The 25,551-nt window shown below is 71.8% G+C and carries 26 protein-coding genes and 1 pseudogene; 14 read left to right on the forward strand and 13 right to left on the reverse strand.

Features of this window, described 5'->3' with window-relative positions; all coding sequences use genetic code 11:
* The first annotated feature begins 23 nt into the window (after positions 1-23).
* Entirely contained in the window at positions 24-2,120 is a 2,097-nt protein-coding gene (locus tag OO67_RS07065) for a hypothetical protein (RefSeq protein ID WP_208860971.1), read from the forward strand.
* Positions 2,121-2,217: 97 nt separating this feature from the next.
* On the opposite strand, the pseudogene OO67_RS36290 reads toward OO67_RS07065, so the two are convergent.
* From OO67_RS36290 to OO67_RS07085, 3 genes and pseudogenes are all read right to left on the reverse strand, one after another.
* A pseudogene (locus OO67_RS36290) lies at positions 2,218-2,812 on the reverse strand (coagulation factor 5/8 type domain-containing protein); the annotation flags it as partial.
* Positions 2,813-3,026: 214 nt separating this feature from the next.
* Positions 3,027-3,878 carry a transglutaminase-like domain-containing protein gene (locus OO67_RS07080; protein ID WP_033298063.1) on the reverse strand — a complete coding sequence of 284 codons (852 nt, stop codon included), beginning with the start codon at positions 3,876-3,878 and terminating at the stop codon, positions 3,027-3,029.
* Positions 3,879-3,908: 30 nt separating this feature from the next.
* Positions 3,909-4,910 carry a GNAT family N-acetyltransferase gene (locus tag OO67_RS07085; protein ID WP_033298064.1) on the reverse strand — a complete coding sequence of 334 codons (1,002 nt, stop codon included), beginning with the start codon at positions 4,908-4,910 and terminating at the stop codon, positions 3,909-3,911.
* A 117-nt stretch (positions 4,911-5,027) separates the two neighbouring features.
* Between OO67_RS07085 and fdxA the strand changes: the two genes are divergently transcribed.
* Together fdxA and dapC are read left to right on the forward strand one after the other, a co-directional pair.
* Positions 5,028-5,348 carry a ferredoxin gene (gene fdxA / locus OO67_RS07090; protein WP_014154250.1) on the forward strand — a complete coding sequence of 107 codons (321 nt, stop codon included), beginning with the start codon at positions 5,028-5,030 and terminating at the stop codon, positions 5,346-5,348.
* Between the two features lie 100 nt (positions 5,349-5,448).
* Positions 5,449-6,549 (forward strand): succinyldiaminopimelate transaminase, encoded by a 1,101-nt coding sequence (gene dapC, locus OO67_RS07095; RefSeq protein WP_033298065.1) that lies wholly within the window; start codon positions 5,449-5,451, stop codon positions 6,547-6,549.
* Between the two features lie 94 nt (positions 6,550-6,643).
* Here the strand turns inward: dapC and OO67_RS07100 are convergent, their stop codons facing one another.
* Positions 6,644-6,991, reverse strand: coding sequence for a hypothetical protein (locus OO67_RS07100; RefSeq protein ID WP_033298066.1), 348 nt, complete (start codon positions 6,989-6,991; stop codon positions 6,644-6,646).
* A 307-nt stretch (positions 6,992-7,298) separates the two neighbouring features.
* Entirely contained in the window at positions 7,299-8,192 is an 894-nt protein-coding gene (locus OO67_RS07105; RefSeq protein ID WP_033298758.1) for a VldE C-terminal domain-containing protein, read from the reverse strand.
* Between the two features lie 61 nt (positions 8,193-8,253).
* Here OO67_RS07105 and dapE point away from each other — a divergent pair, with 61 nt between their 5' ends.
* Together dapE and OO67_RS07115 are read left to right on the forward strand one after the other, a co-directional pair.
* A complete protein-coding gene (gene dapE / locus OO67_RS07110) occupies positions 8,254-9,333 on the forward strand; it encodes a succinyl-diaminopimelate desuccinylase (RefSeq protein ID WP_033298759.1) in 1,080 nt (359 codons plus the stop codon).
* Positions 9,334-9,418: 85 nt separating this feature from the next.
* A complete protein-coding gene (locus OO67_RS07115; protein ID WP_033298067.1) occupies positions 9,419-10,204 on the forward strand; it encodes an LOG family protein in 786 nt (261 codons plus the stop codon).
* A gap of 203 nt (positions 10,205-10,407) precedes the next feature.
* Here the strand turns inward: OO67_RS07115 and folP are convergent, their stop codons facing one another.
* Positions 10,408-11,280, reverse strand: a complete 873-nt coding sequence (gene folP / locus OO67_RS07120) for a dihydropteroate synthase (RefSeq protein WP_033298068.1) — start codon at positions 11,278-11,280, stop codon at positions 10,408-10,410.
* A 91-nt stretch (positions 11,281-11,371) separates the two neighbouring features.
* Here folP and OO67_RS07125 point away from each other — a divergent pair, with 91 nt between their 5' ends.
* Both OO67_RS07125 and OO67_RS07130 read left to right on the forward strand, forming a co-directional pair.
* On the forward strand, positions 11,372-11,761 hold the full coding sequence (locus OO67_RS07125) for a DivIVA domain-containing protein (RefSeq protein ID WP_208860987.1): 390 nt from the start codon (positions 11,372-11,374) through the stop codon (positions 11,759-11,761).
* Entirely contained in the window at positions 11,758-12,342 is a 585-nt protein-coding gene (locus tag OO67_RS07130) for a DNA-3-methyladenine glycosylase I (RefSeq protein WP_033298071.1), read from the forward strand. Before OO67_RS07125 ends, OO67_RS07130 begins: the two co-directional genes overlap by 4 nt.
* A gap of 2 nt (positions 12,343-12,344) precedes the next feature.
* On the opposite strand, the gene chcB is transcribed toward OO67_RS07130, so the two are convergent.
* Complete coding sequence (gene chcB / locus OO67_RS07135; protein ID WP_033298073.1) at positions 12,345-13,154, reverse strand: 2-cyclohexenylcarbonyl CoA isomerase; 810 nt, start codon at positions 13,152-13,154, stop codon at positions 12,345-12,347.
* A 314-nt stretch (positions 13,155-13,468) separates the two neighbouring features.
* Between chcB and OO67_RS36295 the strand changes: the two genes are divergently transcribed.
* The gene (locus OO67_RS36295) at positions 13,469-13,636 is read left to right on the forward strand and encodes a DUF3117 domain-containing protein (protein WP_003966491.1); all 168 of its coding nucleotides are present in this window, start codon (positions 13,469-13,471) and stop codon (positions 13,634-13,636) included.
* Positions 13,637-13,794: 158 nt separating this feature from the next.
* On the opposite strand, the gene OO67_RS07140 is transcribed toward OO67_RS36295, so the two are convergent.
* Positions 13,795-14,460, reverse strand: coding sequence for an O-methyltransferase (locus OO67_RS07140; protein WP_078597687.1), 666 nt, complete (start codon positions 14,458-14,460; stop codon positions 13,795-13,797).
* Between the two features lie 176 nt (positions 14,461-14,636).
* Between OO67_RS07140 and sigE the strand changes: the two genes are divergently transcribed.
* The 5 genes from sigE (at position 14,637) to OO67_RS07165 (ending at position 19,678) form a co-directional block, all read left to right on the forward strand.
* Entirely contained in the window at positions 14,637-15,398 is a 762-nt protein-coding gene (gene sigE, locus OO67_RS07145; protein WP_208860988.1) for an RNA polymerase sigma factor SigE, read from the forward strand.
* A complete protein-coding gene (locus OO67_RS07150) occupies positions 15,395-16,342 on the forward strand; it encodes an anti-sigma factor family protein (protein ID WP_033298080.1) in 948 nt (315 codons plus the stop codon). Before sigE ends, OO67_RS07150 begins: the two co-directional genes overlap by 4 nt.
* A 90-nt stretch (positions 16,343-16,432) precedes the next feature.
* The gene (locus OO67_RS07155; RefSeq protein WP_033298081.1) at positions 16,433-18,277 is read left to right on the forward strand and encodes a S1C family serine protease; all 1,845 of its coding nucleotides are present in this window, start codon (positions 16,433-16,435) and stop codon (positions 18,275-18,277) included.
* A 120-nt stretch (positions 18,278-18,397) separates the two neighbouring features.
* Positions 18,398-18,892: a sec-independent translocase gene (locus OO67_RS07160; RefSeq protein ID WP_033298082.1), complete on the forward strand. Its 495-nt coding sequence runs from the start codon at positions 18,398-18,400 to the stop codon at positions 18,890-18,892.
* A gap of 123 nt (positions 18,893-19,015) precedes the next feature.
* Positions 19,016-19,678, forward strand: coding sequence for a hypothetical protein (locus OO67_RS07165; protein ID WP_033298083.1), 663 nt, complete (start codon positions 19,016-19,018; stop codon positions 19,676-19,678).
* A gap of 59 nt (positions 19,679-19,737) precedes the next feature.
* Here OO67_RS07165 and OO67_RS07170 read toward each other — a convergent pair whose 3' ends face one another.
* The 3 genes from OO67_RS07170 to OO67_RS07180 all read right to left on the reverse strand — a co-directional run bounded on the left by OO67_RS07170 (position 19,738) and on the right by OO67_RS07180 (position 22,793).
* Positions 19,738-20,871 (reverse strand): Mrp/NBP35 family ATP-binding protein, encoded by a 1,134-nt coding sequence (locus OO67_RS07170; RefSeq protein ID WP_051709194.1) that lies wholly within the window; start codon positions 20,869-20,871, stop codon positions 19,738-19,740.
* A 97-nt stretch (positions 20,872-20,968) separates the two neighbouring features.
* A complete protein-coding gene (locus tag OO67_RS07175; protein WP_033298085.1) occupies positions 20,969-21,529 on the reverse strand; it encodes a DUF1003 domain-containing protein in 561 nt (186 codons plus the stop codon).
* Positions 21,519-22,793: a magnesium transporter MgtE N-terminal domain-containing protein gene (locus tag OO67_RS07180; RefSeq protein ID WP_033298087.1), complete on the reverse strand. Its 1,275-nt coding sequence runs from the start codon at positions 22,791-22,793 to the stop codon at positions 21,519-21,521. The genes OO67_RS07175 and OO67_RS07180 overlap by 11 nt, the downstream gene beginning before the upstream one ends.
* Before the next feature lie 173 nt (positions 22,794-22,966).
* Between OO67_RS07180 and OO67_RS07185 the strand changes: the two genes are divergently transcribed.
* The gene (locus OO67_RS07185; RefSeq protein ID WP_033298088.1) at positions 22,967-23,719 is read left to right on the forward strand and encodes a hypothetical protein; all 753 of its coding nucleotides are present in this window, start codon (positions 22,967-22,969) and stop codon (positions 23,717-23,719) included.
* A gap of 37 nt (positions 23,720-23,756) precedes the next feature.
* Here OO67_RS07185 and OO67_RS07190 read toward each other — a convergent pair whose 3' ends face one another.
* Together OO67_RS07190 and OO67_RS07195 are read right to left on the reverse strand one after the other, a co-directional pair.
* Positions 23,757-24,275 (reverse strand): hypothetical protein, encoded by a 519-nt coding sequence (locus tag OO67_RS07190; RefSeq protein ID WP_033298089.1) that lies wholly within the window; start codon positions 24,273-24,275, stop codon positions 23,757-23,759.
* A gap of 31 nt (positions 24,276-24,306) precedes the next feature.
* On the reverse strand, positions 24,307-25,422 hold the full coding sequence (locus tag OO67_RS07195) for a magnesium and cobalt transport protein CorA (protein ID WP_033298090.1): 1,116 nt from the start codon (positions 25,420-25,422) through the stop codon (positions 24,307-24,309).
* Between the last annotated feature and the right edge of the window lie 129 nt (positions 25,423-25,551).

The raw sequence follows: 25,551 nt of genomic DNA on the forward strand, positions 1-25,551 counted from the left end.
GGAGCCAATCGGGAGAACCTGCTTTGAGTCGTGAAACTGACAGTTCGTCCTCCGGGCCCCAGGGGCGCGGAGGAGCCGCGTACCCCTCGGGTACGCCGCCGTACGGATCACGCCAGTATCCGTCGCTGCACCCGTCCCAGGACGGGCCGGAGGAGACTCCGGAGCCTGCGGACCCGCCTCAGCCCGAGGAGCCCAGAACAGAGACGACGCTGACGACGCGTATCCGGATCAACATCCCGGGCTCGCGGCCGATTCCGCCCGTCGTCATGCGTACGCCGATGAGTGACACGGACCCGTCCGGCGGCCGTCCGGACGCCGAGCGCACCGGCAGCACCCCGAGGCCCGGCGCACCCGCGCCGTCGCCCGGCGGGGCGCCCGGGGGCGGTCCGGACGCGCGTGACGGCGGCCCGGGGGCCGAGGCCCCGGCCGAGAAGCCGGCCAGGGAGAAGAGCGGCAGCGACTGGTTCGCCCCGCGCAAGGCCCCGGCCTCCGTGCCCGGTGCGGCTCCCGCCGCTTCTGCTCCGGGAGTGCCGGGCCCGGGGCAGGGTCCCGGCACCGGTCAGGGTCCGGGCCCGGGTCAGGGCCCGGGTCAGGGTCCCGGCGGCGGCCCCGGTGCGGGCCGTGACTCCGGGCCGACACCGCCGCGTACGGACTCGCCCTTCTTCCCGGACGGTCCGCAGCAGCCCGGCGACCGGGGCGGTGCCCCCCGACCGGGCCGCAGCGCCCTGGACGACCTCGACTCCGGTCCGCGGTCCGCGCCGCATCCCGGTGTGCGGCCGCCGGGCGGCCCGGGTCCCTCCGGGCCCACCACCGGTCCGGTCACCGGGACTTCGTCCCTGACGCCGGACCTCGACCGTCTGCCCGGCGGCCCGGCCGGGCCCCGGCCGGGCGGACCCGGTGCCGTACCTCCGCGGATGTCGGACGACACCGCGATCCTGACGCCGCAGGTTCCCGCTCCGGCCCCGGGGCCCGGATCCGGCGGCCACGTCTCGGGCGACACGCTCACCAGCGGTATCCCCGTCGTGCCTTCGGAGCCGCGCCCGCCGTTCCCGGGCGGACCCGGCGGGATCCGGCCGCCCGAGGGCCCCATGGGCGGCGGACCGGCGGATCCGGGTGCCCCGGCGCCCGCCCCCGCCCCCAGGCCCGCTCCGAAGGCCGCGCCGCCCGCCAAGAAGGGCCGCTCCAAGCTGGTCCTGCTGGGCGTGGCTGTCTTCGTGCTGTTCGGCGTGGCCTACGGTGCCGGACTGCTGATGAACCACTCCGAGGTGCCCAAGGGCACCACCGTGCTCGGCGTCGACATCGGCGGCGGCACGAAGGAGGAGGCGGTCACCAAGCTCGAGGCAGCCCTCGGCAAGCGGGCCCAGGCACCTCTCCAGCTGTCCGTGGACGGCAAGAAGGAGAAGCTCGCCCCCGAGAAGGCCGGTCTCACCCTGGACAGCCAGGAGACCGTCCGGGGCGCCGCCGGCAGCGACTACAACCCGGTCTCGGTGATCGGCTCCCTGTTCGGCGGGGCACGCCCCGCCGACCCGGTGATCCCGGTCGACGAGGAGAAGCTCGGGGTCGCGCTGACCGACCTGGCGGGCGTCTCCGGTTCCGCCGACGACGGCACGATCAGGTTCGAGCCGAACAAGGCCGTGGCCGTCCCGGGGAAGGCGGGGAAGTCGCTGGATGTCAGCCGGTCGATGATCTCCGTGCGCGATGCCTACCGTGCGCAGGTCCAGACCGGTGAGCCGGCCCTCGTCGAACTGCCCGTGGCCGCCACCGAGCCCACCATCACCAAGGCCGAACTGGACCGGGCGATGAAGGAGTTCGCCGAGCCGGCGATGTCCGGTCTGGTCACCATCAAGGCCGGGCCCAAGCAGATCGATTTCGGGCCCGCGAGGTCCCTGCCGCAGATCCTGTCCATGAAGCCGGTCGACGGCAAGCTGGTTCCCGTCTACGACAGGGAAGCGATCGACACCCTGCTGGACGGTGTCTTCGACGGCGTCATGATCACCAAGGGTGACGGGCAGAAGCACCAGGTCAGCTCGAGTGACGTGGCCCAGGCCATGCAGGGCGCGCTGCTCGGCAAGACCCCCGCCGAGCGCACGGTCGCGATCGACCTGAACGGCGAGGGCTGACCGGCCCCCGACGCATCCGCACGACCGCCCCCGCCCGGGTCTCCGGGCGGGGGCGGCGTCGTCCGGCCTCCGGCTCATCCACGGGCCCTCACGGTGGCTACGGGAAGGAGACCACCTGGGACGGGATGGTGTCCGTACCGGACGTGGGGGATCCGGTGTTGTTGACGACGTGGTCGTACCGGCCCTGGCCGCCGAGGGACACGACGAGCAGGTCGTGGAACTTGACCCCGGGTTTCACGGGGGCCTGGAAGCCGTGCTGCTGGCGGATGGCCGGACCGACGTCGTAGTAGCAGTGGCTGCCCATGCCTCAGCCCTCGTGGGTGGTGACGGAGTCGTCGACCTTGTAGGCGGCGTAGCCCTTGATGTCGCCGTTCTGGATGGCGGCCTGGTCCGGGGCGTCGTAGGCCTTCTCGTTCTGGAAGAAGATCGTCCTCCCGTCCCCCCCCCGACCACCGGACGTCGTACTTGTCGAAGTGCTCGACGGACAGGCCGGTGGCCAGCACGTCGTCGCCCTTGACGTGGACGCCGTGGTCGGCGCGGTTGGTCTCCCAGCCGACACCCTCGCCGTGGTCGGCGCGCCACACCCACGTGTGCCCGATGATCGTGTCGTCGCTGTTGACCACGATGCTGGTGGTCGCCTTGCCGGGGCCGGCGCCGCCGATGCGTACGGACACGTCCTGCAGGGACGTCGGTCGGCCGAGTTGTCGACCTGGACACGTCAAGAGGTGTGCATCAAGGGCCTCGACGGGCCGGCGCTCGGGCGACAAGTGGCGTCGCCGGTGCGGCATTCAGGGTGTTCCGTGCCTGGATCGCACGGCGGCCGGATTCACAGGATGACCGCTCGGTCCCGGGGCCGGGCGGGAGGAGCCGATCCCGGGCCACGGGACCAGGGCCGGCCTGACGCGTTCAGTTCAGCAGCGCCCTGGCGGCCTGGGCGCGGTGACGGATGGCCTCGGCCGCCGTCGGCTCGATGCCGTCGACGATCTCGGCGTACTCGTCCATCTCCGCCGCCCCGCGCAGGAACTCCCCGCGCTGCACGAGGAGCTGGGCCCGCTCGTAGCGGAGTCTGGCCGGGTGCGAAGGCAGCAGCAGGGAGAGCTCGAGTGCCCACAGTGCGACGTCCGTACGCTCCGGGCGGGCCGCGGCCCAGGCCCGGATGTTGTTGAGGATCCGTAGCACCGTCTCCAGTGGCCTCGCGGGCACGAGCATCGACGGCTCCAGCCGTTGTCCGGTCGCCCCCGTCACCATCAGCTCCGCGTCCTCGCCGCTCAGCGGGGCGCCACCGGTGAAGGGGTCGGCCAGCACCCGCTCGGCCGGGTCGCCGAAGCCGACCACGTAGTGGCCCGGGAGGGCCACCCCGAACACGGGCGCCCCGGCCCTCCGCGCGACCTCGATCCAGACCACGGAAAGCAGGATGGGCAGCCCTCTGCGGCGCCGCAGCACCTGCTGGAGCACGGAGGAGTCCAGCCGCTGGTAGTCGTGGGACGAGCCCGCGAAACCGCAGCGTTCGCCGAGCAGTTCGGCGAGCGCGGACGCCCATGAGCGGGCGTCGCGGGCCCCGTACGGGAGGAGCCCCGCCAGCCGGTCCAGCTCGATCTGCGCCGCGTCGACGCCGTACGGATCGGCCTCCCCGGGTGCGGGCGGGGACGCCTCCGCGCCCAGCAGCAGGCACAGCAGTGCGAGATCCGGCCGTTCGGCCCGCGCCTCCTCGGCGAACCGCTGCCGTCGTCCGGCCGTGACGGGATCCTCGGCGTTCATGTGTGACACGTACCCCTGCTGCTGTCTCCGCTACGCGGACCGGAAATGGTGGTAGTGGTGGTGGGTGGCGAAGCCCATGCCGTCGTACAGCGCACGGGCACCTTCATTGTCCGTCTCCGCCTGGAGCCACGCGGCCGAGGCGCCCTCGTCCAGAGCCGTGCGGGCGAGCGCCGTCATGACGGCCGTGGCGAGACCGCGGCGCCGGTACTCCGGGCCCACCTCCACGGCCATGAACCCCGCCCAGCGGCCGTCCACCACACAGCGTCCGATCGCGGCGGGGACTCCCGCCGGACCGTCGCCCGGCACCGAGGCGAACCACACCGAAGGGCCACTGCCCAGCACCTCCAGGACATGAGGCCCCGGTGCCTCGAAGCGCTGGTACCGGGAGAGCCACGCGTCGTCCGGCTCCCGGGACATCCGTACGGCGGAGACGTCCGCGGCCAGGTCGCCCACCGGCGCCAGGGCCGCGATCCGCACTTCCGCCGTCACCTCACGCCGCCACCCGTGCTCCTCCAGGTCCGCGCAGAGCCGCTCCTGCGTGCCCTCGGCGCCCGTGGCGGCCTGGACATAGGCGGGCAGGCCCCGCTCGCCGTACCAGCGCCCGACACGCCCGAGCGCCTCGCCGACCGGGAGGCCCGGATCGCCGAGCGGCAGCACGGAGTTGGCGCGGCGGGTGAATCCGCCGGCCGCACGCAGCCGCCAGTCGCCCAGGAGTTCGCTCTCCACGGGCTGCCAGGCACGCGCGGTGGCGCGGGCGAGTTCCTCGAAGGAGGCGGCGGGGCCACGTCGGCGGGCGGGGGCCGGGGGCACCACCTTGCCCGCCACCAGGGTGGATTCCGCGATGCGGACGGATTCGCCGCTCCTCGTCGTGACGGACAGCACTTCGTCGTCCCACGATGTGAGAACTCCGACCGTGTCGGTGAACTTCGGGCCCTCGCCGGGGTCACCGGTGACGCGCCGCAGGGAGACCCGTTTGCCCACGTCAGCGGGCGTCATGCGAACCTCGAGCCGTCCGCCCATAGTGAATTCCACAGCCTTGTCTGCCCCTCCTGTTCGGATCGTGCCCCGGAACGGAGATACTAGGGGCGGGCATCGACGACGCCGCGCTCCCGCGCGAGAGCCAACGCCCTACCGAGGAGGAACGACAGCGTGACCTACGTCATCGCGCAGCCTTGTGTCGACGTGAAGGACAAGGCCTGCATCGAAGAGTGCCCCGTCGACTGCATCTACGAGGGCTCCCGGTCCTTGTACATTCATCCGGACGAGTGCGTCGACTGCGGAGCCTGTGAGCCGGTCTGCCCGGTCGAGGCCATCTTCTACGAGGACGACACCCCGGAGGAGTGGAAGGACTACTACAAGGCGAACGTCGAGTTCTTCGACGACCTCGGCTCGCCGGGTGGCGCCTCCAAGCTGGGTCTCATCGAGCGCGACCACGCGTTCATCGCCGCGCTGCCGCCGCAGAACCAGTAAGCGGCCGCACGAGCGCCGCCCGGTCCCGTACGGCTCGTCACCGTGCGGGACCGAGGTGTTTCCGGGCCGCGACGTCCCCCGTACGAGAAAGCAGAGTTCCGTGTCCGCAGTTCCCGTCTCCTCCCGTCTCCCGGTCTTCCCCTGGGACAAGCTCGCGCCCTACAAGGCGACGGCCGTGGCCCACCCGGACGGCCTCGTGGACCTGTCGGTCGGCACGCCCGTCGACCCGGTGCCCGAGCTGATCCAGCAGGCGCTGATCGCCGCGGCGGACAGCCCCGGCTACCCGACGGTGTGGGGGACCGAGGCGCTGCGTGACGCCCTGACCGGCTGGGCGGAGCGCAGACTCGGCGCGGTGGGTGTGGAGCACGAGAACGTACTGCCGGTGGTCGGGTCCAAGGAACTGGTCGCCTGGCTGCCGACCCAGCTCGGTCTCGGCGCGGGTGACAAGGTCGCCTACCCGCGGCTCGCGTACCCGACGTACGAGGTCGGGGCGCGGCTGTGCGGCGCCGAGCCCGTCGTCTACGACGACCCGACGGAGCTGGACCCGGAGGGCCTGAAGCTGCTCTGGCTCAACTCGCCGTCCAACCCGACGGGCCGCGTGCTGCCGAAGGACGAGCTGATCCGGATCGTGGCCTGGGCGCGGGAGCACGGTGTGCTGGTCTTCAGCGACGAGTGCTACCTGGAGCTCGGCTGGGAGGCGGAGCCCGTCTCCGTGCTCCACGCGGACGTCTGCGGCGGTACGTACGAGGGCGTCGTCGCCGTCCACTCGCTCTCCAAGCGCTCCAACCTCGCCGGCTACCGCGCGGCCTTCGTCGCGGGCGACGCGGCCGTCCTCGGCGAGCTGCTCCAGATCCGTAAGCACGGCGGGATGATGACGCCGGCCCCGGTCCAGGCGGCGACGGTCGCGGCCCTGGGCGACGACGCGCACGTCGCGGAGCAGCGGGAGCGATACGCGCGGCGGCGCACGGTGCTGCGGGCGGCGCTGGAGGCCCACGGCTTCCGGATCGAGCACAGCGAGGCGAGCCTCTACCTCTGGGCCACGCGGGACGAGCCGTGCTGGGAGACCGTGGCGCACCTGTCGGAGCTCGGCGTCCTCGTGGCACCGGGCGACTTCTACGGGCCGGCCGGAGACCGCTTCGTACGGGTGGCGCTGACCGCCTCGGACGAGCGCGTGGACGCCGCGGTCGAGCGGCTGTCCTGAGCGGGGCGGCCGGCCCCGGATGTGACGAGGGGCCTCGGGAGTGCGCACTCCCGAGGCCCCTTCGCGCGTTCTCGAGGGCGCGTGTTCCGGCGGATCAGCCGATCGGGAGGCCCTTGGTGGGCAGGCCCTTGGTCGGCAGGGAGTCCTCGGAGAGCTCGCCGTCCGCAACGGTGCCGGCCTTCTCGAGGGCCTTGCCCGCGGCGGGAAGGGTCGTGCCGACCACCTTGCCGCCGGTCTCGTTCGCCACCGCGGAACCCTGCTTCGAGGCGGAGTCCAGCGTGCTGCTGACCCCGGCACCGTCGAGCGAGGTGAGGCCGCCGAGCGCGGGGGTCTGCGGGAGCCCCGCGGCACCCGCGGCACCGGCCGCGCCGACCACGGGGGCCGCACCTGCGGCGATCAGCAGCGCGGCACGGGCGATCCTGCGGGTCAGGGGGAGGGACATGATGCTCCTTCGACGGGACGTCAGCGGTTCGCGGCGGATGTGGAGTCCGCCTGTCCGGTGATCGGACGCACTGAACAACCGGTCGTGGGGCAGGGAAGGTTGCGGGCCACCGAGGTAAAGACTGGGTAATGCGTCAGATAATCCGCAACGGAGGAACCCGGGCGAACAGTGCATTCCCCGGACCCCTGATGAACCGTCACTTCACCTTGTAAGCATGGGAATTGAGGTGCACGGTGGGGGTGCGAGAAGGGTGCCGGGGGCAGGTGTCGGCGGGCGCCGAACCACCCCTACGGGATGACGGGCCGTACTACTGAGCGAGCCGCATTCGGACCGCGGTGGTGCCCGATTCCTTACGTTCCGTCCGCCAGCCGGTGTCGGTGGTCCATACCCGGCCCGCGTACGCGACCTCTTCGATCCGCAGGGTGCCGGCCTGTGCGACCGCCCAGTGGGCGAGCTCCCAGCCGCGCCGGGAGGTGGCGTCGCCCTCGGCCCGCACGGGCACCGACACCGTGCCCGCCGCGGAGGCGCCCGCCGACCCGGCGGAGGGCAGCACGTCCTTCCCGAAGGCGCGCACCAGGCCCGACCGCACCTCGGCCGCGTCCCCGGGGCCGTCGGCGGCCGCCGGCAGCGAGCAGGTCAGCGAGGCGGGGGCGCGTCCGGTCAGCGCGGCGGCCAGCAGCGCGGCATCCGGCTCGTGTTTGGCGTACGCCTGCGGGAATCCGCTCTTCTGCACGCGCTGGGCCGCGACCGTCAGCGGCAGCCGCGAGTAGCCCGGGACCTCGGCGAGGTGCTCGTAGAACTCGGCGGACGCATAGACGGGGTCCATGATCTGCGCGGGCGTCCCCCACCCCTGTGAGGGGCGCTGCTGGAAGAGCCCGAGCGAGTCCCGGTCGCCGTGGTCGATGTTGCGCAGCGCGGATTCCTGGAGTGCGGTCGCCAGCGCGATGGTCACCGCGCGTTCCGGCAGCCCGCGCGTGGTGCCCACGGCGGAGATCGTGGCGGCGTTCGCGGCCTGGGCGGGGCTCATCCCGTACGTACGCCCCTCGCCTCCGTCGGCGGAGGCCACGGTGCAGCGGGGCGCTCCCTCGTGGCCGGAGAGGTACTGCACGGCCAGATAACCGGCCAGGGCCACGAGCACGGTGAAGGCGGCCGCGGTGCGGAAGAGGCGGCTGCGGCGGGGGGAAGCGGTGGTCCGGGGCACGGAGCCCACCGTACTGGAGGGTACGACCGGGGTGGGGACGAAGTCGCTTAGGCTCGTGACCATGGATGGACACACGCTTGACCTCGCGCTGGACGGCCCGGAGCTCACCGCCCGGCTGGTCGACTTCCCGTCGGTCAGCGGGCAGGAGAAGGACCTCGCGGACGCCATCGAGGCGGCCCTGCGCCCCCTGCCGCATCTGACCGTCGACCGTCACGGGAACAACATCGTCGCCAGGACGCGGCTGGGCCGCGCCGAGCGCGTCGTCCTGGCGGGGCACATCGACACCGTCCCGATCGCGGACAACGTGCCGTCCAGGCTCGACGACGACGGCGTGCTGTGGGGCTGCGGGACCTCCGACATGAAGTCGGGCGTAGCCGTCCAGCTGCGGATCGCGGCGACGGTGCCGGAGCCCAACCGCGACCTCACCTTCATCTTCTACGACAACGAGGAGGTCGCCGCCCACCTCAACGGCCTCGGGCACGTGGCCGAGGCGCACCCGGAATGGCTCGACGCGGACTTCGCCGTCCTGCTGGAGGGCTCCAACGGTGAGGTCGAGGGCGGCTGCCAGGGAACGCTCCGGGTCCATCTGCGCTTCGCGGGCGAGCGCTCCCACTCCGCACGCGGCTGGATGGGGTCCAACGCGATCCACGCGGCCGCCCCGGCGCTGGCCCGGCTGGCCGCGTACGAGCCGCGCCGCCCGGTCATCGACGGACTGGAGTACCGGGAAGGGCTCAACGCCGTGGGCATCGAGGGAGGCGTCGCCACCAACGTCATCCCGGACGCCTGCACCCTGGTCGTCAACTACCGCTACGCCCCCGACCGGACGGCCGAGGAGGCCGAGGCGCACGTCCAGGAGGTCTTCGCGGACTGCGGCGTCGCCGAGTTCGTCGTGGACGACCACACCGGCGCCGCGATGCCCGGTCTCTCGCATCCGGCGGCCAAGGCGTTCATGGAGGCGGTCGGCGGCATCGCGCTGCCCAAGTTCGGCTGGACGGACGTGTCCCGCTTCGGCTCCCTGGGCATCCCCGCGGTGAACTACGGCCCCGGTGACCCCCTCTTCGCCCACAAGCGGGACGAGCACGTGCGGGTCGAGAGGATCACGCACTGCGAGGACCGTCTCCGCTCCTGGCTCACCAGCTGACTCACGGCATTCCCCTGCGCGTAACCTCCGCCGATCTACGCTGAAGCGACACACGCACATCGCAGGTCGGCGGAGGGAGCAGGTCATGGGCAACCCGGAGGACGCACGGATCCCCGAGGGCGCGCAGATTCCCGAGGGCGCGGTGAAGCCCGAGGAACAGCGACTGGGCCCGGTACTGCGCCGCAGGGACCAGGTCCAGCCGGGCACGACCGATCAGCGGCTGCTGGATACCGAGGGCGACTCCGAGTGGGTCCACACCGACCCCTGGCGGGTCATGCGGATCCAGTCCGAGTTCGTGGAGGGCTTCGGCGCGCTGGCGGAGCTGCCCAGCGCCATCAGCGTCTTCGGCTCGGCCCGCACTCCGGCAGGCGGACCGGAGTACGAGGCGGGCGTACGGATCGGGAAGGCGCTGGTCGAGGCGGGGTTCGCCGTCATCACGGGCGGCGGTCCCGGAGCGATGGAGGCGGCGAACAAGGGTGCCCGGGAGGCGAACGGGGTCTCCGTCGGACTCGGCATCGAGCTGCCCTTCGAGTCCGGGCTGAATCCACATGTCGACATCGGCGTCAACTTCCGCTACTTCTTCGTCCGCAAGACGATGTTCGTCAAGTACGCGCAGGGCTTCGTCGTCCTGCCCGGCGGGCTGGGCACCCTCGACGAGCTCTTCGAGGCACTGACCCTGGTGCAGACGGGCAAGGTGACGCGCTTCCCGATCGTCCTGTTCGGCACGGCGTACTGGGGCGGCCTGGTGGACTGGCTGCGGGACACGGTCGTCGCGGGCGGCAAGGCCTCCGAGCGCGACCTGATGCTCTTCCACGTCACGGACGACGTGGAAGAGGCGGTCCGGCTGGTGACGAAGGAAGTCGGCCGCTAGACGCCCGTGCCCGCCGGACGGGGCGAGGCGGGGCGGGACTGTGCGGAGCCTCCCGGGGCCGGGGTACCTCCCCCGGCCCCCCTGGGCGGCGGGTCACTTCCCCGGCCCCTCTGGGCGGCGGGTCACTCCCCCGGCCCCTCTGGGCGGCTTCCCCGGCCCCCCTGGGCGTCCGCCTGCGGGGGAGGGCGTAGGCGTACGGGCGCCTACGCCAGGCCTCGCCGTGCGACCGCCGGCGGCCTGTGGCCCGCGATGGACGCGACCATGTCCAGGACCTGCCGGGTCTCGGCCACTTCGTGCACCCTGTACACCTGCGCCCCGAGCCACGCCGACACGGCGGTCGTCGCGAGCGTACCGATCACACGTTCCTTGACCGGTCTGTCGAGCGTCTCCCCGACGAAGTCCTTGTTGGAGAGCGAGACCAGCACCGGCCACCCCGTGGCCGTCATCTCGTCGAGCCGGCGTGTGGCCTCCAGTGAATGCCTGGTGTTCTTCCCGAAGTCGTGACCCGGGTCGATCATGATTCCGTCCGCCCTGACACCGAGCTCCACGGCCCGCTCGGCGAGACCCAGGGTCACCCGCAGGATGTCCGCCATCACGTCGTCGTACGCGATCCGGTGCGGCCGTGTGCGGGGCTCGGCGCCGCCCGCGTGCGTGCACACGAGCCCCGCTCCGTACCGCGCGGCCACCTCCGCCAGCTTCGGGTCGACACCGCCCCACGCGTCGTTCAGCAGGTCCGCCCCGGCCTCGCAGACCGCCTCGCCCACGTCGTGCCGCCAGGTGTCCACGCTGATCACGACGTCCGGGTGACGGCGGCGCACCTCGGAGACGAAGCCGACCGTGCGGCGCGCCTCCTCCTGAGCCGTCACCTCCTCGCCGGGGCCTGCCTTCACCCCGCCGATGTCGATGATCGCGGCGCCCTCCGCGACGGCCTGCTCGACCCGGGAGAGGGCGGGTTCGTCGCGGAACGTCGCCCCCTGGTCGTAGAAGGAGTCGGGAGTCCGGTTCACGATCGCCATGATCACCGGCTCGTGCGGTCCGAACTCCCGCCGCCCCAGCCTGAGCGCCCCGCTTCGCATTCCTGGTTCCTCCCTGTAGCTCGCCTGCGACCCTAACTGTCGGTGCCGCATGGCACGATCTGACCTGGACAGGTATTCCGCTCGCTGGGAGATGCGCGTGTTCTGGTTCTTGCTGCTCACGATGGCCGTGGTCGTGGCCGCGGTCACCCTGGCGGTGGTCGGCGGAGGCGGAAGCGCGGTGCTGCAGGACGTCGAGCCCGAGCGGCTCACCGACCCGCTGCCCGCGAACCGCCCCGTCGGCCGCGCCGATGTCGAGGCCATGCGGCTGCCCATGGCCGTGCGCGGCTACCGCATGACGGACGTGGACGAGGCCCTCGGCAGGCTGGGTGCCGAGCTCGCGGAGCGGGACGCCCACATCGCCGAGCTGGAGTCGGCGCTCGCCGGGGCCCAGGCGACCGCGGTGAACGGCCCCGATCTGTTCAAGCGGCCGGGCGAGGGGCTCGCGGAGGACGGCCCGCAGGGCGAGGACGGCGAGCGGTGAGCGGCGCCGAACCGGCGGCCGACGGGCGCCTGCGCTGCCCGTGGGGCCTGTCCACGGACGACTACCTCGCGTACCACGACACCGAGTGGGGCCGTCCCGTCCACGGTGACGACGCCCTCTTCGAGCGTCTCTGCCTGGAGGCTTTCCAGTCCGGGCTCTCGTGGCTGACGATCCTGCGCCGCCGGGAAGGGTTCCGCAGCGCGTTCGCCGGATTCAAGATCGCCGCGGTCGCGGAGTTCACCGACGCCGACAGGGAGCGGCTGCTCGCCGACGCCGGAATCATCCGCAACCGCGCGAAGATCGACGCCACGCTCGCCAACGCCGAGGTGCTGGCCGGATGGGGCGTGGGCGAACTGGACGCCCTCATCTGGTCGTACGCACCCGATCCGGCCACGCGGCCGGTCCCGCGCGCCCTCGGCGACGTCCCGGCGGTCACCCCGGAGTCCACGGCGCTGGCCAAGGAGCTGAAGAAGCGGTCCATCCGCTTCGTCGGCCCCACGACCGCGTACGCGCTGATGCAGGCCTGCGGTCTGGTCGACGACCACCTGGCCGACTGCGTGGCCCGGGGCGGCGGCCGGTAGTCCTACCTGCCGAGATACTTCGGCGGCTGCTTGGCGAGGAAGGCATCGACCGCGATGGTGTGGTCCTGCGACGCGCCCGCCTTCGTCTGGAGTTCGTCCTCCTTCTCCAGCGTCTCGGCGAGCGAGTGCCCGGCGCCGTACGCCACGGACGCCTTCAGGGCCGCGTACGCCACCGTGGGGCCGTCCGCCAGGGCGCGGGCCACCGCGTGCGCCTCCTTCGCCAGGTCGGCCGCGGGCACCACCTTGTTCACGATGCCCAGCTCGTAGGCCTCCTGGGCGGAGAGCGAACGCGGGAAGAACAGCAGGTCCGTCGCGCGGCTCGCGCCGATCAGCCTGGGCAGGGTCCAGGAGACGCCCGAGTCGGCGGTCAGCGCGACACCGGCGAAGGACGTGTTGAAGGCGGCGGTGTCGGCGGCCACGCGGTAGTCGGCGGCGAGCGCGAATCCGAAGCCCGCCCCCGCCGCGACCCCGTTGACCCCCGCGACCACCGGCTTCTCCATCTCGGTGAGGGCGCGGACGATGGGGTTGTAGTGCTCCCGCACCGTGCTCAGGGCGTTGCCGCCGTCCGACTCGCGGGCCTCGGAGAGCTTGGCGACGTGCTCCTTGAGGTCCTGGCCCACGCAGAAGGCGCGCCCGGTGGCGGTGAGGAGAACCGCCCGCACGGCAGGGTCGTCCGCGACTGCCCGAAGAGCGTCACGGAGCGCGACCTTGGCCGCGGTGTTCATGGCGTTCATCGCGTCGGGGCGATTGATCGTGATCGTCGCGAGCCCGTCGCTCACGTCCGTGAGCACGGTGTCAGCCATGTCGGCCATTGCTGGGTCTCCCTACGGGTCCGGCGTCGTGCCTGTCCAGGCAAGCATGGCGGACTTCCGGCCGCCCGGACATGTGACCTGCGTCTAACGATTGGACCTCGGCTGAGGGCCGGAGGGGGCGCAGTATCGCAGCCGGATCGCCGAATTGAGTGGTTTTGAGAGAGCGCGTTGCGCAAGCGATGCCTACCGATGTTGGTCATCGGGGTCTCTGATGCGGGATAATGCGGAGGAAGCATTGTGTTCGACGCCGGTGAGGCAGCGCCTGTCATGGGGCCGCCGGCTGCGATGAGCTGGTTTCAGGAAGGGGAACGAGCATGGCGGCCATGAAGCCGCGGACGGGCGACGGCCCGCTCGAGGTGACAAAGGAGGGGCGGGGCATCGTCATGCGCGTTCCGCTCGAAGGCGGCGGTCGGCTTGTCGTCGAGCTGACTCCGGACGAGGCCGATGCACTCGGTGACGCGCTGAAGAAGGTCGTCGGCTGAGGCGGAGGCGCCCACACTTCACCACTGCCCCGGTACGGAGTCCGTGCCGGGGCAGTGGTGCGTCCGGGGCGGACCGGCAGAGCGTCAGGGCCGGATCCCGGCCGGACGGGCTGGCCCGGGGCCGTCTGCGGCCGCTCCCCTTCCTCGCGGCCGGGGAGTCAGCCGCGCCGTACCGCGCACAGCAGGCCGTCGCCCACCGGCAGCAACGTGGCCATGAGCTCCTGGCTCTCGCGGACGGCCCGCAGCAGTTCGCGCAGGCGCAGGACCTCGGCCGGCTGTGCGGCGGAGTCGATGGTGCGGCCGTCCGCGAAGACGCCCTCGAAACAGACGAGGCCGCCGGGCCGCAGAAGGCGCAACGATTCAGCGAGACAGTCCAGACTCTCGAGCCGGTCGCCGTCGCAGAAGACGAGGTCGTACCCGCCGTCCGCGAGCCGCGGCAGCACGTCGAGGGCGCGCCCCGGGATGAAGCGGGACCGGTTCGTGGCGAAGCCCGCGGCGCGGAAGGCCTCACGGGCGAACTGCTGGCGCTCGGGCTCAGGATCGACGGTGGTCAGGACGCCGTCGGGGCGCATGCCCTGCAGCAGGTAGATACCGGACACGCCGGTTCCGGTGCCGATCTCGGCCACCGCTTTGGCGTCCGCGGTGGCAGCGAGCAGGCGCAGTGCCGCGCCGGTGCCCGAGGACACCGGGCGGAGCCCTGTCTCGTGGGCCCGGTCCCGGGCCCAGAGCAGAGCTTCTTCCTCGGCGACAAAGGCGTCGGCGAATGCCCAGCTCGTCTGCCGGTTGGCGGTAATGACCCTCTCCTGTCCCCGTAGTTGGCGCAACGGTGACTGTATCCGCTGGACCCGGGAACCCGCAGATGGGACCAGGCGTTAGGTAGGGGCGGAGGGGAACAGGTGGGCCGGACCCCGCGGCCGGGCCCGGAATGTTCCTCTTGCTCCCGGGACACCGGGGAATCAGCAGGGAAAAGGCTTATCCGGAGCTAACGGGCGAGGTGGCTATGGTAGGGGCTCCACTGGACACCACCAGAGCCGATAGGGGAGGTGCGGCTGCGCCTGTGGATCGGAGACGTGCGCTGCGGCGCTTTCTCAGGTCGGCGGGTGAGCCGAAATCCGTGACCGACATTGCTGACCGTTCTTCCAACGTTTCCGCACCGACCGCGACCTTCGCATCAGATGCGGATTCCCAGGCGTGGACCCCGCCCTCATGGGAAGAGATCGTCAGCACGCACAGCGCTCGTGTGTACCGACTCGCCTACCGGCTGACGGGTAACCAGCACGACGCCGAGGACCTCACCCAGGAAGTCTTCGTCCGCGTATTCCGGTCGCTGTCGACCTACACGCCCGGCACCTTCGAGGGCTGGCTCCACAGGATCACGACGAATCTCTTCCTGGACATGGTCCGCCGCAAGCAGCGGATCCGCTTCGACTCCCTCGGCGACGACGCCGCCGAGCGGCTGCCGAGCCGTGAGCCGTCCCCGCAGCAGGTCTTCAACGACACGCACTTCGACGCGGACGTACAGCAGGCGCTGGACACCCTCGCGCCCGAGTTCCGTGCGGCGGTCGTGCTCTGTGACATCGAGGGCCTTTCGTACGAGGAGATCGCCGCCACGCTCGGCGTCAAGCTCGGGACGGTGCGCAGCCGTATCCACCGTGGCCGCTCGCACCTGCGCAAGGCTCTCAAGCACCGTTCGCCCGAGGCCCGCGCCGAGCAGCGTTCCCTTGCGGACGCGGTCCTGGCGGGGGAGGGCGGTACGGCGTGAGCGGCACAGGTCCGACCCCCGCGGAACAGCATCTGGGGGACCGGCTCGCCGCGCTTGTCGACGGCGAGCTCAAACACGACGCCCGGGAGCGGGTCCTGGCTCATCTGGCGACCTGCGCCAAATGCAAGGCCGAGGCCGACTCCCAGCGGCGGCTGAAGAGCGCCTTCGCGACATCCTCCTCCCCTTCGCCCTCCGAGGGGTTCCTCGCCCGTCTGCAGGGCCTCCCCGGCGGTCCCAGTGGCGGAGACGGCCCGGGCGACGGCTCGAGTGGTGGCCGGCGCTTCGGTGACGGGATCTTCCCCGTCATGCAGCCCGGTGGGCCGGCTGAGCCGGGGCGCTCGCCACTCGACTTCGGATATCTCCCCACCGCCCACGGTTCGACCGCCGTGCTGCCGGGAGGTGTGCCCGGTACGGGCTTCCGCATCCATGACGTGGGCCGGGAAGCCGACCGGTCGCCCTGGCGCGCCCGGCGCTTCGCGTTCGTCGCGGCCAGCGCGGTCTCGCTCGCGGCCATCGCTCTGGGAGGTTCCCTCCCGCTCGACTACGGCCCCGAGGCACCGTTCAGTGCCGAGGGCACGGGCCGCAACACCACCCCGCTCGACGCGGAGGACCGGACCGGCGGTGCCACCGCCGTGGCCAGCCGCGGTGGCGGCGGCGCGCTCGCCGTCGGAGGGGGCCAGGGGGCCGGGCGGAGCGCCGCGCCGTCCTCGTCCGCCCATCCGGTAGCCGTCTCCGCGCCCTCGTCGCTGAGCACCTCGGCGCTGACCGGGGGCACGTTCACCTTCCCGGTGCTGAACGTGACCGTGCCGCCGCTGATACGCCCGACCGACGCCGGCCCGCTGTACTCCGCCGCGCTCGGTGAGGCGGCGGCCCCGAAGCCGTCCGCGACCACCTCCGCCCCGCCGCTGCACGACCGCGCGATGCCGCTTTCTCCCCTGCGCTGACCCGGACACTGCGCGCGGATTCGCAAACCTGGTTGAATTCCGGGAGGGACGCCTCCGTGGGGGCGTGCAAGGGCCAGTGGCGGGGAGAGCATGGACGACGGGAAGCCCAGCGGGCCGAAGACGAAGTGGTGGAGCCGTCCCTCTACGGAACGGAGCCGCCCGGCCGGGCCGGAGGACGTGGCGCCCGCCGCCGACGCGGGCGTGCCCGCGGACGCCGGAGAGGCGCCCCCGCCCACGGATGGAGCGCCGCCCGCGTCGCCGGGCGGTGACTTCATCCCCGCGCCGCCGGCCGCCCCGGGCGGTGACTTCACCCCTCCGCCGCCGGCCGCCGAGCGGGAGACGCCCGCGACGCCGGACGGTGACTTCATCCCCGCGCCGCCCGCCGCCGAGGCGGCGGCACCCGCGCCGAGCGCGAGCCGTGCGCAGCCGCTGCACGCGCCCGACGAGTACAGCACCCCGCCCTACGGCGGCCCCGGGCCGTGGGCGCCCGCGCCGCCCGTTCAGCGCCCGGTGCAGACTCCCGCCCACGGAACCCCCGTACCGCCGCCGTACGCCGGGACGAACGGCCGCGGTGCGGCCGCGCCGCTCCCCGCCCAAGCCCCCGTACCGGGCGGCCAGGGGCACGCGGAGGCCTGGGCGCCCCCGCCCCCGCCGCACACCGTGTCGCAGCAGCACGCGGCGCCCCAGCCCTCCGCGCCGGCCCAGCAGACCCCTCAGGGCACGCAGCAGACCTCGCAGTGGCTGCGGTACGACCCGTGGGGCGCCCCCGGGCAGCAGCCGCTGAGCCACCCCGGTCCCGGCCAGGGCACGGACACCCGGCCCCGCAGGAGCCGCCGGGGGCAGATCCTCGTCGGAGCCGCGCTGCTGGCCCTCGTCGCCGGTGGCATCGGCGGCGGAATCGGAGCGTACGTCGAGCGCAACGGCGGCCTGACCACGGTCGAACTTCCCCAGTCCGGCAGGGACGACGGCGGCCGTGCACCCGACAGCATCGCCGGTATCGCCTCCAGCGCGCTGCCCAGCGTCGTCACCCTGCACGTCAGCGGCTCGGGGGAATCCGGCACGGGGACCGGCTTCGTCCTCGACGGCAAGGGCCACATCCTCACCAACAACCACGTGGTCGCCCCCGCGGGATCCAACGGCGACATCACGGTCACGTTCAGCAGCGGGGAGAGCGCGTCGGCCGAGATCATCGGCAAGGACAGCGGCTACGACCTGGCCGTCGTCAAGGTGACCGGCGTCTCGGGCCTCAAGCCGCTGCCGCTCGGCAACTCCGACAACGTGCGGGTGGGCGACCCCGTGGTGGCCATCGGCGCGCCCTTCGACCTGTCCAACACGGTCACTTCCGGCATCATCAGCGCCAAGCAGCGGCCCATCACCGCGGGTGGTGAGAAGGGCGACGGCACCGACGTCAGCTACGTCGACGCGCTGCAGACCGACGCGCCGATCAACCCGGGCAACTCCGGCGGCCCCCTGGTCGACGCCGAAGCCCGGGTCATCGGCATCAACAGCGCCATCCGCGCCGCCGACAGCGGGTCCGGTCTCGAAGGCGGCCAGTCCGGCTCGATCGGCCTCGGTTTCGCGATACCGATCAACCAGGGCAAGCGGGTGGCCGAGGAGCTGATCAACACCGGCAAGGCCACTCATCCGGTGATCGGCGTCACCCTGGACATGGAGTTCACCGGCGACGGGGCCAAGGTCGGGGGCAAGGCGGCCGACGGCGGAGCCGCGGTGACCGAAGGGGGCCCGGCCGACAAGGCGGGCATCCGGCCGGGCGACGTCATCACCGAGGTGGAGGGCCGTCGCGTGCACAGCGGGGAGGAGCTGATCGTCAAGATCCGTGCCCACCGGCCGGGTGACCGGCTCGGGCTCGTCCTGACCCGCGGTGGTGAAGAGCTCTCCATGACTTTGACGCTGGGTTCGGCGAGCGGCACCTGACGGACACCGGCAGGTACCGTCCGGACAGCTTCGCCGGGTACCGTGGAGCGGTCCGGGCCCCTGATGACCTGGCGGCGGAGAACACGCGGAGACCACGCAGAGAACACGAGGAGCAGCAAGGTGTTCAATGACATAGGCGCACTCGAGCTGCTGACGCTCGTGGTTCTCGCCGTGCTCGTATTCGGCCCCGAGAAGCTGCCGAAGGTCATCCAGGACGTCACGCGCACCATCCGCAAGATCCGTGAGTTCTCGGACAGCGCGAAGGAAGACATCCGCTCGGAGCTCGGACCGCAGTTCAAGGACTTCGAGTTCGAGGACCTCAACCCCAAGACGTTCGTCCGTAAGCAGCTCATGGACGGGAACGACGACCTGGGGATCAAGGAGATCCGCGAGAGCTTCGACCTGCGCAAGGAGATGGCCGAGGTCACCGACGCGGTCAACGGCCGCGAGAGCGCCTCCTCCGCCGCGGCAGAGTCCGGAGCCGCCGCGGCGTCCGGTGCCGCGGCCACGTCCGACCTCCTCAAGAAGCCCGCGTCGCCGGCCGACGACCTCCTCAAGAAGCCTGCGCAGCCCGTCAAGGACGAGCGTCCGCCCTTCGACGCAGACGCCACCTGAGACGTCAATCCCGACTCGTCCGGGCCGTATGGCTATTCTCCATCTGTCCGGTTGCGAGTTGCCCATGCCCATGGGGGGAGGGCCGCTCCGGATCAGTGAAAGATCGAGGAGGCGGCCGGGCAGATGGAGACGACGAGTCGGGTAGGGGCGGATGGTGCGCCCAGCACAGTCACCGCAGAGGGGGTGCCGGCGACCCGGCGTACTGTCGACGGCTATCTCAAGGCGCCGTTCCCCTGGTACGGGCTGGACGAGGCCTTCACGGGTCCGCGCTGGCTGATGCACGTCACCGCCGCGGCGGACGACACGGTGCAGCACGGTTCCACCGGGCACGGCGAGGAGCCCGTCGTACGGGCCGACGCGGGGGCGGAGAAGGCGCGTTTCGCGGTGGTCGTGACCGTGGGCAGCAGCCCCGTGCGGCACAGCGACGACGGTACGGGGGTGCTGGACGCCACCACGGTGTCGTCGGCGGCCTGGCTGGCGGGCTCGGGCCTGCTGGACTGCACCTGGCCCCCGCAGATGGATCACACCCTGCGTGGCGAATGGCTGAACCAGCAGACGGACACCGCGTTCGAGCTCGCGGACGACCTGGGCCGGGAGCCCTGGTCGACGCTGTCACTTCCGGTGGACGGCGTACCGGTGGACTTCCACTACCGTGAGTCCGAGTTCGGCTGGGTGCTCGCGGGCTCGGCCCCCGAGGGGGTGCACATCGGCGCGTACGGGCGCGGCATGAGCGCCTACGGCCTGGGGTTCGCGGTGATCGGGGACATCGCGTCGTACGAGAGCTGAGAGACACGCGTACGGGTGGGGTCAGCCTCCTCAGGAGGCCGCCCCCACCCGTACGGCGATCAGAACTTGTTGCGCGGGGTCAGCCCCAACGACATGCCGGACAGGCCACGCTGACGGCCGCTCAGCTTCTCCGCGATGGAGCGCAGCGCGGAACCCGCGGGGGAGTCCGGGTCGGACAGGACGACGGGCTTGCCCTCGTCGCCGCCCTCACGCAGGCGTACGTCGATCGGGATGGACCCGAGCACCGGCACCTCGGCGCCGACCGTCTTCGTCAGCCCCTCGGCCACCCGCTGCCCGCCGCCCGAACCGAACACGTCGACCATCTCGTCGCAGTGCGGGCACGGCATGCCCGACATGTTCTCGACGACCCCGACGATCTTCTGGTGGGTCTGAACGGCGATGGAGCCGGCCCGCTCGGCCACCTCGGCAGCGGCCTGCTGCGGGGTGGTGACGACCAGGATCTCGGCGTTCGGGACGAGCTGCGCCACGGAGATCGCGATGTCACCGGTGCCCGGCGGCAGGTCGAGCAGCAGGACGTCCAGGTCGCCCCAGTACACATCGGCGAGGAACTGCTGGAGCGCGCGGTGCAGCATGGGGCCGCGCCACACCACCGGGGCGTTGCCCGGGGTGAACATGCCGATGGAGATCACCTTCACGCCGTGCGCGGACGGCGGCATGATCATGTTCTCGACCTGGGTGGGCTTGCCGTCCGCACCGAGCATCCGGGGCACGCTGTGCCCGTAGATGTCCGCGTCGACCACACCGACCTTGAGCCCGTCGGCCGCCATCGCCGCCGCGAGGTTCACCGTCACCGAGGACTTGCCGACGCCGCCCTTGCCCGACGCGACCGCGTAGACGCGGGTCAGCGAGCCGGGCTTGGCGAACGGCACCTCGCGCTCGGCCGTGCCGCCGCGCAGCGACGAGGCCAGCTCCTTGCGCTGTTCGTCGCTCATCACGTCGAGCGTGACCTCGACCCGCGACACGCCCTCGACGCGGGCCACCGCGTCGGTCACGTTCTTGGTGATGGTCTCGCGCATCGGGCAGCCGGAAACCGTGAGATACACGGTGACAGAGACCACACCGTCAGGATCGATCTCGACCGACTTCACCATGCCCAGCTCGGTGATCGGTCGGTGGATCTCCGGGTCGTTCACTGTCGCCAGCGCTTCGCGCACCGCGTCTTCCGTAGCCATACCCCGATAGTACGGTGCGCGCGAAGCGCTCCTTGGAAGGGTGGCGGCGGGCGACGGGAGGGAGGTACGGCGCCGGGGGCTACGCGCGGGCAGCGCCTCAGCGGTCGCCTTCGTCACTCTCGGCCCGGGAGAGGAGCCGGCGCTCGTCCATGTCCTTCACCATGGCCTCGAGCTCCGAGCGGATCCAGTCCCGGGTGGCGACCTCGCCGAGGCCCATCCGGAGCGCGGCGATCTCCCTGCTGAGGTACTCGGTGTCCGCGATCGAGCGCTCGTTCTGCTTGCGGTCCTGCTCGTGGGTGACGCGGTCGCGGTCGTCCTGCCGGTTCTGCGCGAGCAGGATCAGCGGGGCCGCGTAGGAGGCCTGGAGGGACAGCATCAGGGTCAGGAAGATGAACGGGTACTCGTCGAAGCGCAGGTTCTCCGGCGCGAAGATGTTCCACACCACCCACAGGATGATGATCAGCGTCATCCAGACGATGAACCGTCCGGTGCCCAGGAAACGGGCGATGCGCTCGGAGAACCGGCCGAAGGCCTCGGGGTCGTACTCGGGCAGCAGCCGGCGCCGGGGCGCCTTGGGCTGGTCGAGCCGTGGCCGCGGGGGGCGCACGATGCCCGAGGCACCGGTGGGCACGGCCCTCGAACGGTCCTCAGCGGCCACCGGCGATCCCCTCCTCGCCCTGGAAGTCGGTCTCGCGCCAGTCCTCGGGGAGCAGGTGGTCCAGCACGTCGTCCACGGTCACCGCGCCCAGCAGCGATCCGCTCTCGTCGACCACGGGCACCGAGACCATGTTGTACGCGGCCAGGTAGCTGGTCACGGCGGGCAGCGGGGTGTCCGGCGTCAGGGGGACGAGATCGCTGTCGACGATCGAGCTGACCAGGGTGAACGGCGGATCCCGCAGCAGCCGCTGGAAGTGCACGGTGCCGAGGTACCTGCCGGTCGGGGTCTCGTCCGGCGAGCGGCAGACGTACACCTGGGCCGCCAGCGCCGGTGACAGGTCCTGCTGGCGGACCCTGGCCAGCGCGTCCGCGACCGTCGCGTCGGGCCGCAGGATGATCGGCTCGGTCGTCATGAGGCCACCCGCGGTCCGCTCCTCGTACGACAGCAGGCGGCGTACGTCGGCCGCGTCGTCCGGCCGCATCAGGGCGAGCAGCCGTTCCTTGTCCGCCTCCGGCAGCTCCGAGAGCAGGTCGGCCGCGTCGTCCGGGTCCATCGCCTCCAGCACGTCCGCGGCGCGGTCCTCCTTCAGCTTGCCGAGGATCTCCACCTGGTCGTCACCCGGGAGTTCCTCCAGGACGTCCGCGAGCCGGTCGTCGTCCAGGGCCGCGGCGACCTCGGCGCGGCGCTTGGGCGTCAGGTGGTGCATGGCGTTGGCGACATCGGTGGGGCGCAGCCGCTCGAAGGTGGCCACCAGGCTCTCGGCGCCCTGCCCGTGCTCCTCCAGTGAGAAGCCGCTGATCGCCGACCACTCCACGGTCAGCGTCTCGCCCTTGCGGCGCAGGGCCCCGCCGCGCCCCTTGCGTACGAAGAACTTGTCGATCTCCCAGTCGCGGCGGGCCGGGAGCTGCTGGATGGCGACGTCGAGGACGGTCACCTCCTCGTCCGTCTCCACGAGACGCACCCGCCGGTCAAGGAACTCACCGAGGACGAGTCGCTCGGTCGGGCGCTGCTCGAAGCGCCGCATGTTGACCACGCCGGTGGTGATGACCTGGCCCGACTCGACCCCCGTCACCCGGGTCATCGGCAGGAAGATGCGCCGTCGGCTCACGACCTCGACGACCATGCCGAGCAGCCGTGGCGGCTTGCCCCCGACGCGGAGCATCGCCACGAAATCGCGGACCCGGCCGACCTGATCACCGTTCGGGTCGAACACCGGTACGCCGGCGAGGTGCGAGACGAAGACCCTGGGAGTGACTGCCGCCATCCTGTACGCCTCCCTCTGCCCCTCGCGTCCTCGTTCGCCGTGATCAGGCTAGCCGGTGCCGGTCCGTGACGCTCTGGCGGACCGTCCGTGAGGCGCTCTGCCGAATGGCGTACCGGGCACAGGTACGCTGCCGTCTGCCAACCCCCGACAGACAGACGAGAGGCAGTGCGCCCGTGACCTCTTCCGCCCCGGCCGTCCGGGCCCGTCGCCGGACCGCCATCGCCGTGGTGCTCAGCGCGGGGCTGGCCGTCGCGCTCACGGCCTGCGCCGGAGAGGACCCGGACAAGGGGACCAACGGCGTCGGCAAGCTGACGGCGTCGCAGATCGACAAGAAGGCGCGGGCCGCCGCCGACGCCGCCGACGCGGTGCGGCTCACGGGCAAGCTGGTCAGCAAGGGCGGGACGTACGTCCTGAACATGCAGCTCAGCGGCAACGGCGGTACGGGATCGGTCACCTCGAGGCAGAACACGTTCGCGTTGCTGCGCGTCGGGGACGAGCTCTTCCTCAAGGCGGACGCGGCCTTCTGGAAGGACGAGAAGGCCGACGACGAGAGCGACCAGGCCGCCGACAAGCTCGGCGGCAAGTACGTGAAGGTCCCCGAGGACGATCCCACCTACCAGCAGTTGCGCGGCTTCACGGAGAAGAAGACGCTCCTCGACGGTGTGCTCGGACTGCACGGAAAGATCAACAAGGGTGACCGGGACACGATCGGCGGGGTGCGCACCGTGCAGATCATGGGCGGAAAGGGTGAGGGGGGCACACTGGACGTGTCCCTCAAGGGCACCCCGTACCCCCTGCGCGTGGCCCGCGGGGGAGGCGGCGGCACCCTGACCCTCGCGGACTGGGGTGAGGCCTTCGCCCTGGAGGCACCGGCCGAGCACGAGACCGTCGACTACGGCGGCGAGTTGCCCAGGTCCTCCGGCTGACGGAGCCGGCGCCGCGGGACCTCCGGCTGAGGGCCGGTCAGCGCTTCCCGCGGCGCTTCAGCAGCAGCCGGGGGAGTGCGGCGGGCGCCGTCCGCCGGGTGGTCGCCCCGGTGGGCAGCGGCCGCGCGGCCAGCGAGGAGTCCGGCAGGTCGGTGCTGGAGGCGCCGGGCGTCAGCCGCAGGACCCGGCATTCGCGGGCCCAGCGCTCCGTCATCCGCTCGGCGTCCGGGGCGTTCAGCCGTTTGCCCTTGAGTTCTCCGACCGCCGCCGCCCACTCCTCGGAGTGCGGCTCCAGCACGGTGACGGCGGCGGTCCAGGCCACGAGCCTGCCGCCCTTGTCCTTGCTGCGTACGGTCACCTCGGCGGCGGATCCGGCGTCCAGCCCGGCGGGGAGCGGCTGCTCCCCGGGGCCGTCCCCGACGAGCACGGCCGCACCCTCGTGCCACACGTGCCACAGCGCCCGGGAGGGGCCGGTGCCCCGTACCCAGATCAGGCCGGACTTCTTGGTGGCCTCCTCGACGAGAGCCCGGGCAAGCAACACGTCAGCAGCAGTCATGCCCGAACTCTATTGGGTCTGGCGACAGGGCCTAGAGCCAGCCGTTGCGCTTGAGGGTGCGGTGGATGGAGAAACAGACGACGCCGATGAGCGCCAGCACCATCGGATAGCCGTAGGTCCACCGGAGTTCGGGCATGTGCTTGAAGTTCATCCCGTAGACCCCGCAGATCATCGTCGGCACGGCGATGATGGCCGCCCAGGAGGTGATCTTGCGCATGTCCTCGTTCTGCGTCACGGTCGCCTGCGCCAGATTGGCCTGGAGGATCGAGTTGAGCAGTTCGTCGAAGCCGATGACCTCTTCGTGCACCCGGGCCAGGTGGTCGGCCACGTCGCGGAAGTACTTCTGGATGTCGGGGTCGATCAGCCGCATCGGGCGCTCGCTCAGCAGCTGCATCGGCCGCAGCAGCGGTGAGACGGCGCGCTTGAACTCCAGCACCTCGCGCTTCAGCTGGTAGATCCGGCCCGCGTCGGAGCCGCGCGGGCTTCCCTTGGAAGGGGTGGAGAACACGTCGATCTCCACCTCGTCGATGTCGTCCTGCACCGAGGAGGCCACCGCGATGTAGCCGTCGACGACATGGTCGGCGATGGAGTGCAGCACCGCGGACGGCCCCTTGGAGAGCAGCTCGGGGTCTTCCTGGAGCCGGTGACGCAGGGCGCGCAGTGACCCCTTCCCGCCGTGCCGGACGGTGATGACGAAGTCCCGGCCGGTGAAGCACATCACCTCACCGGTCTCGACGACCTCACTGGTCGCGGTCAGTTCCGTGTGCTCGACGTAGTGGATCGTCTTGAAGACGGTGAACAGCGTGTCGTCGTACCGCTCGAGCTTGGGCCGCTGGTGGGCGTGGACCGCGTCCTCGACGGCGAGCGGGTGGAGCCCGAACTCCCTTGCGATACCGGCGAATTCCTCCTCGGTCGGCTCGTGCAGCCCGATCCAGGCGAAGCCGCCCTCCTCCCGCACGCGCAGCATCGCCTCGCGCGGTGTCAGGCAGGAGGCCTCGGTGAGGCGGCGTCCGTCCCGGTAGACCGCGCAGTCGACGACGGCGCTGGAGGCGGAGGGGTCACGGGTGGCGTCGTAGCTGTTGTACGGGGTGCTGCTCTTGCGCAGGGACGGGCGCACGGCGGCGCGCAGGTCACGGATCATCGACATGGCTGGCTCCTCTTCACGGAGGGCCGTCGGCGGGCACGTGGAACTGCCCGGAATGAAGACGTGTGCTCACGTCCGCAAAGCGGGCGGCACCGCGCGGGCACGATGACGGCGTTCGCTACAGACAGGCAA

The sequence above is a fragment of the Streptomyces atroolivaceus genome, assembly GCF_000717025.1.
Classification (GTDB): Bacteria; Actinomycetota; Actinomycetes; order Streptomycetales; family Streptomycetaceae; genus Streptomyces; species Streptomyces atroolivaceus.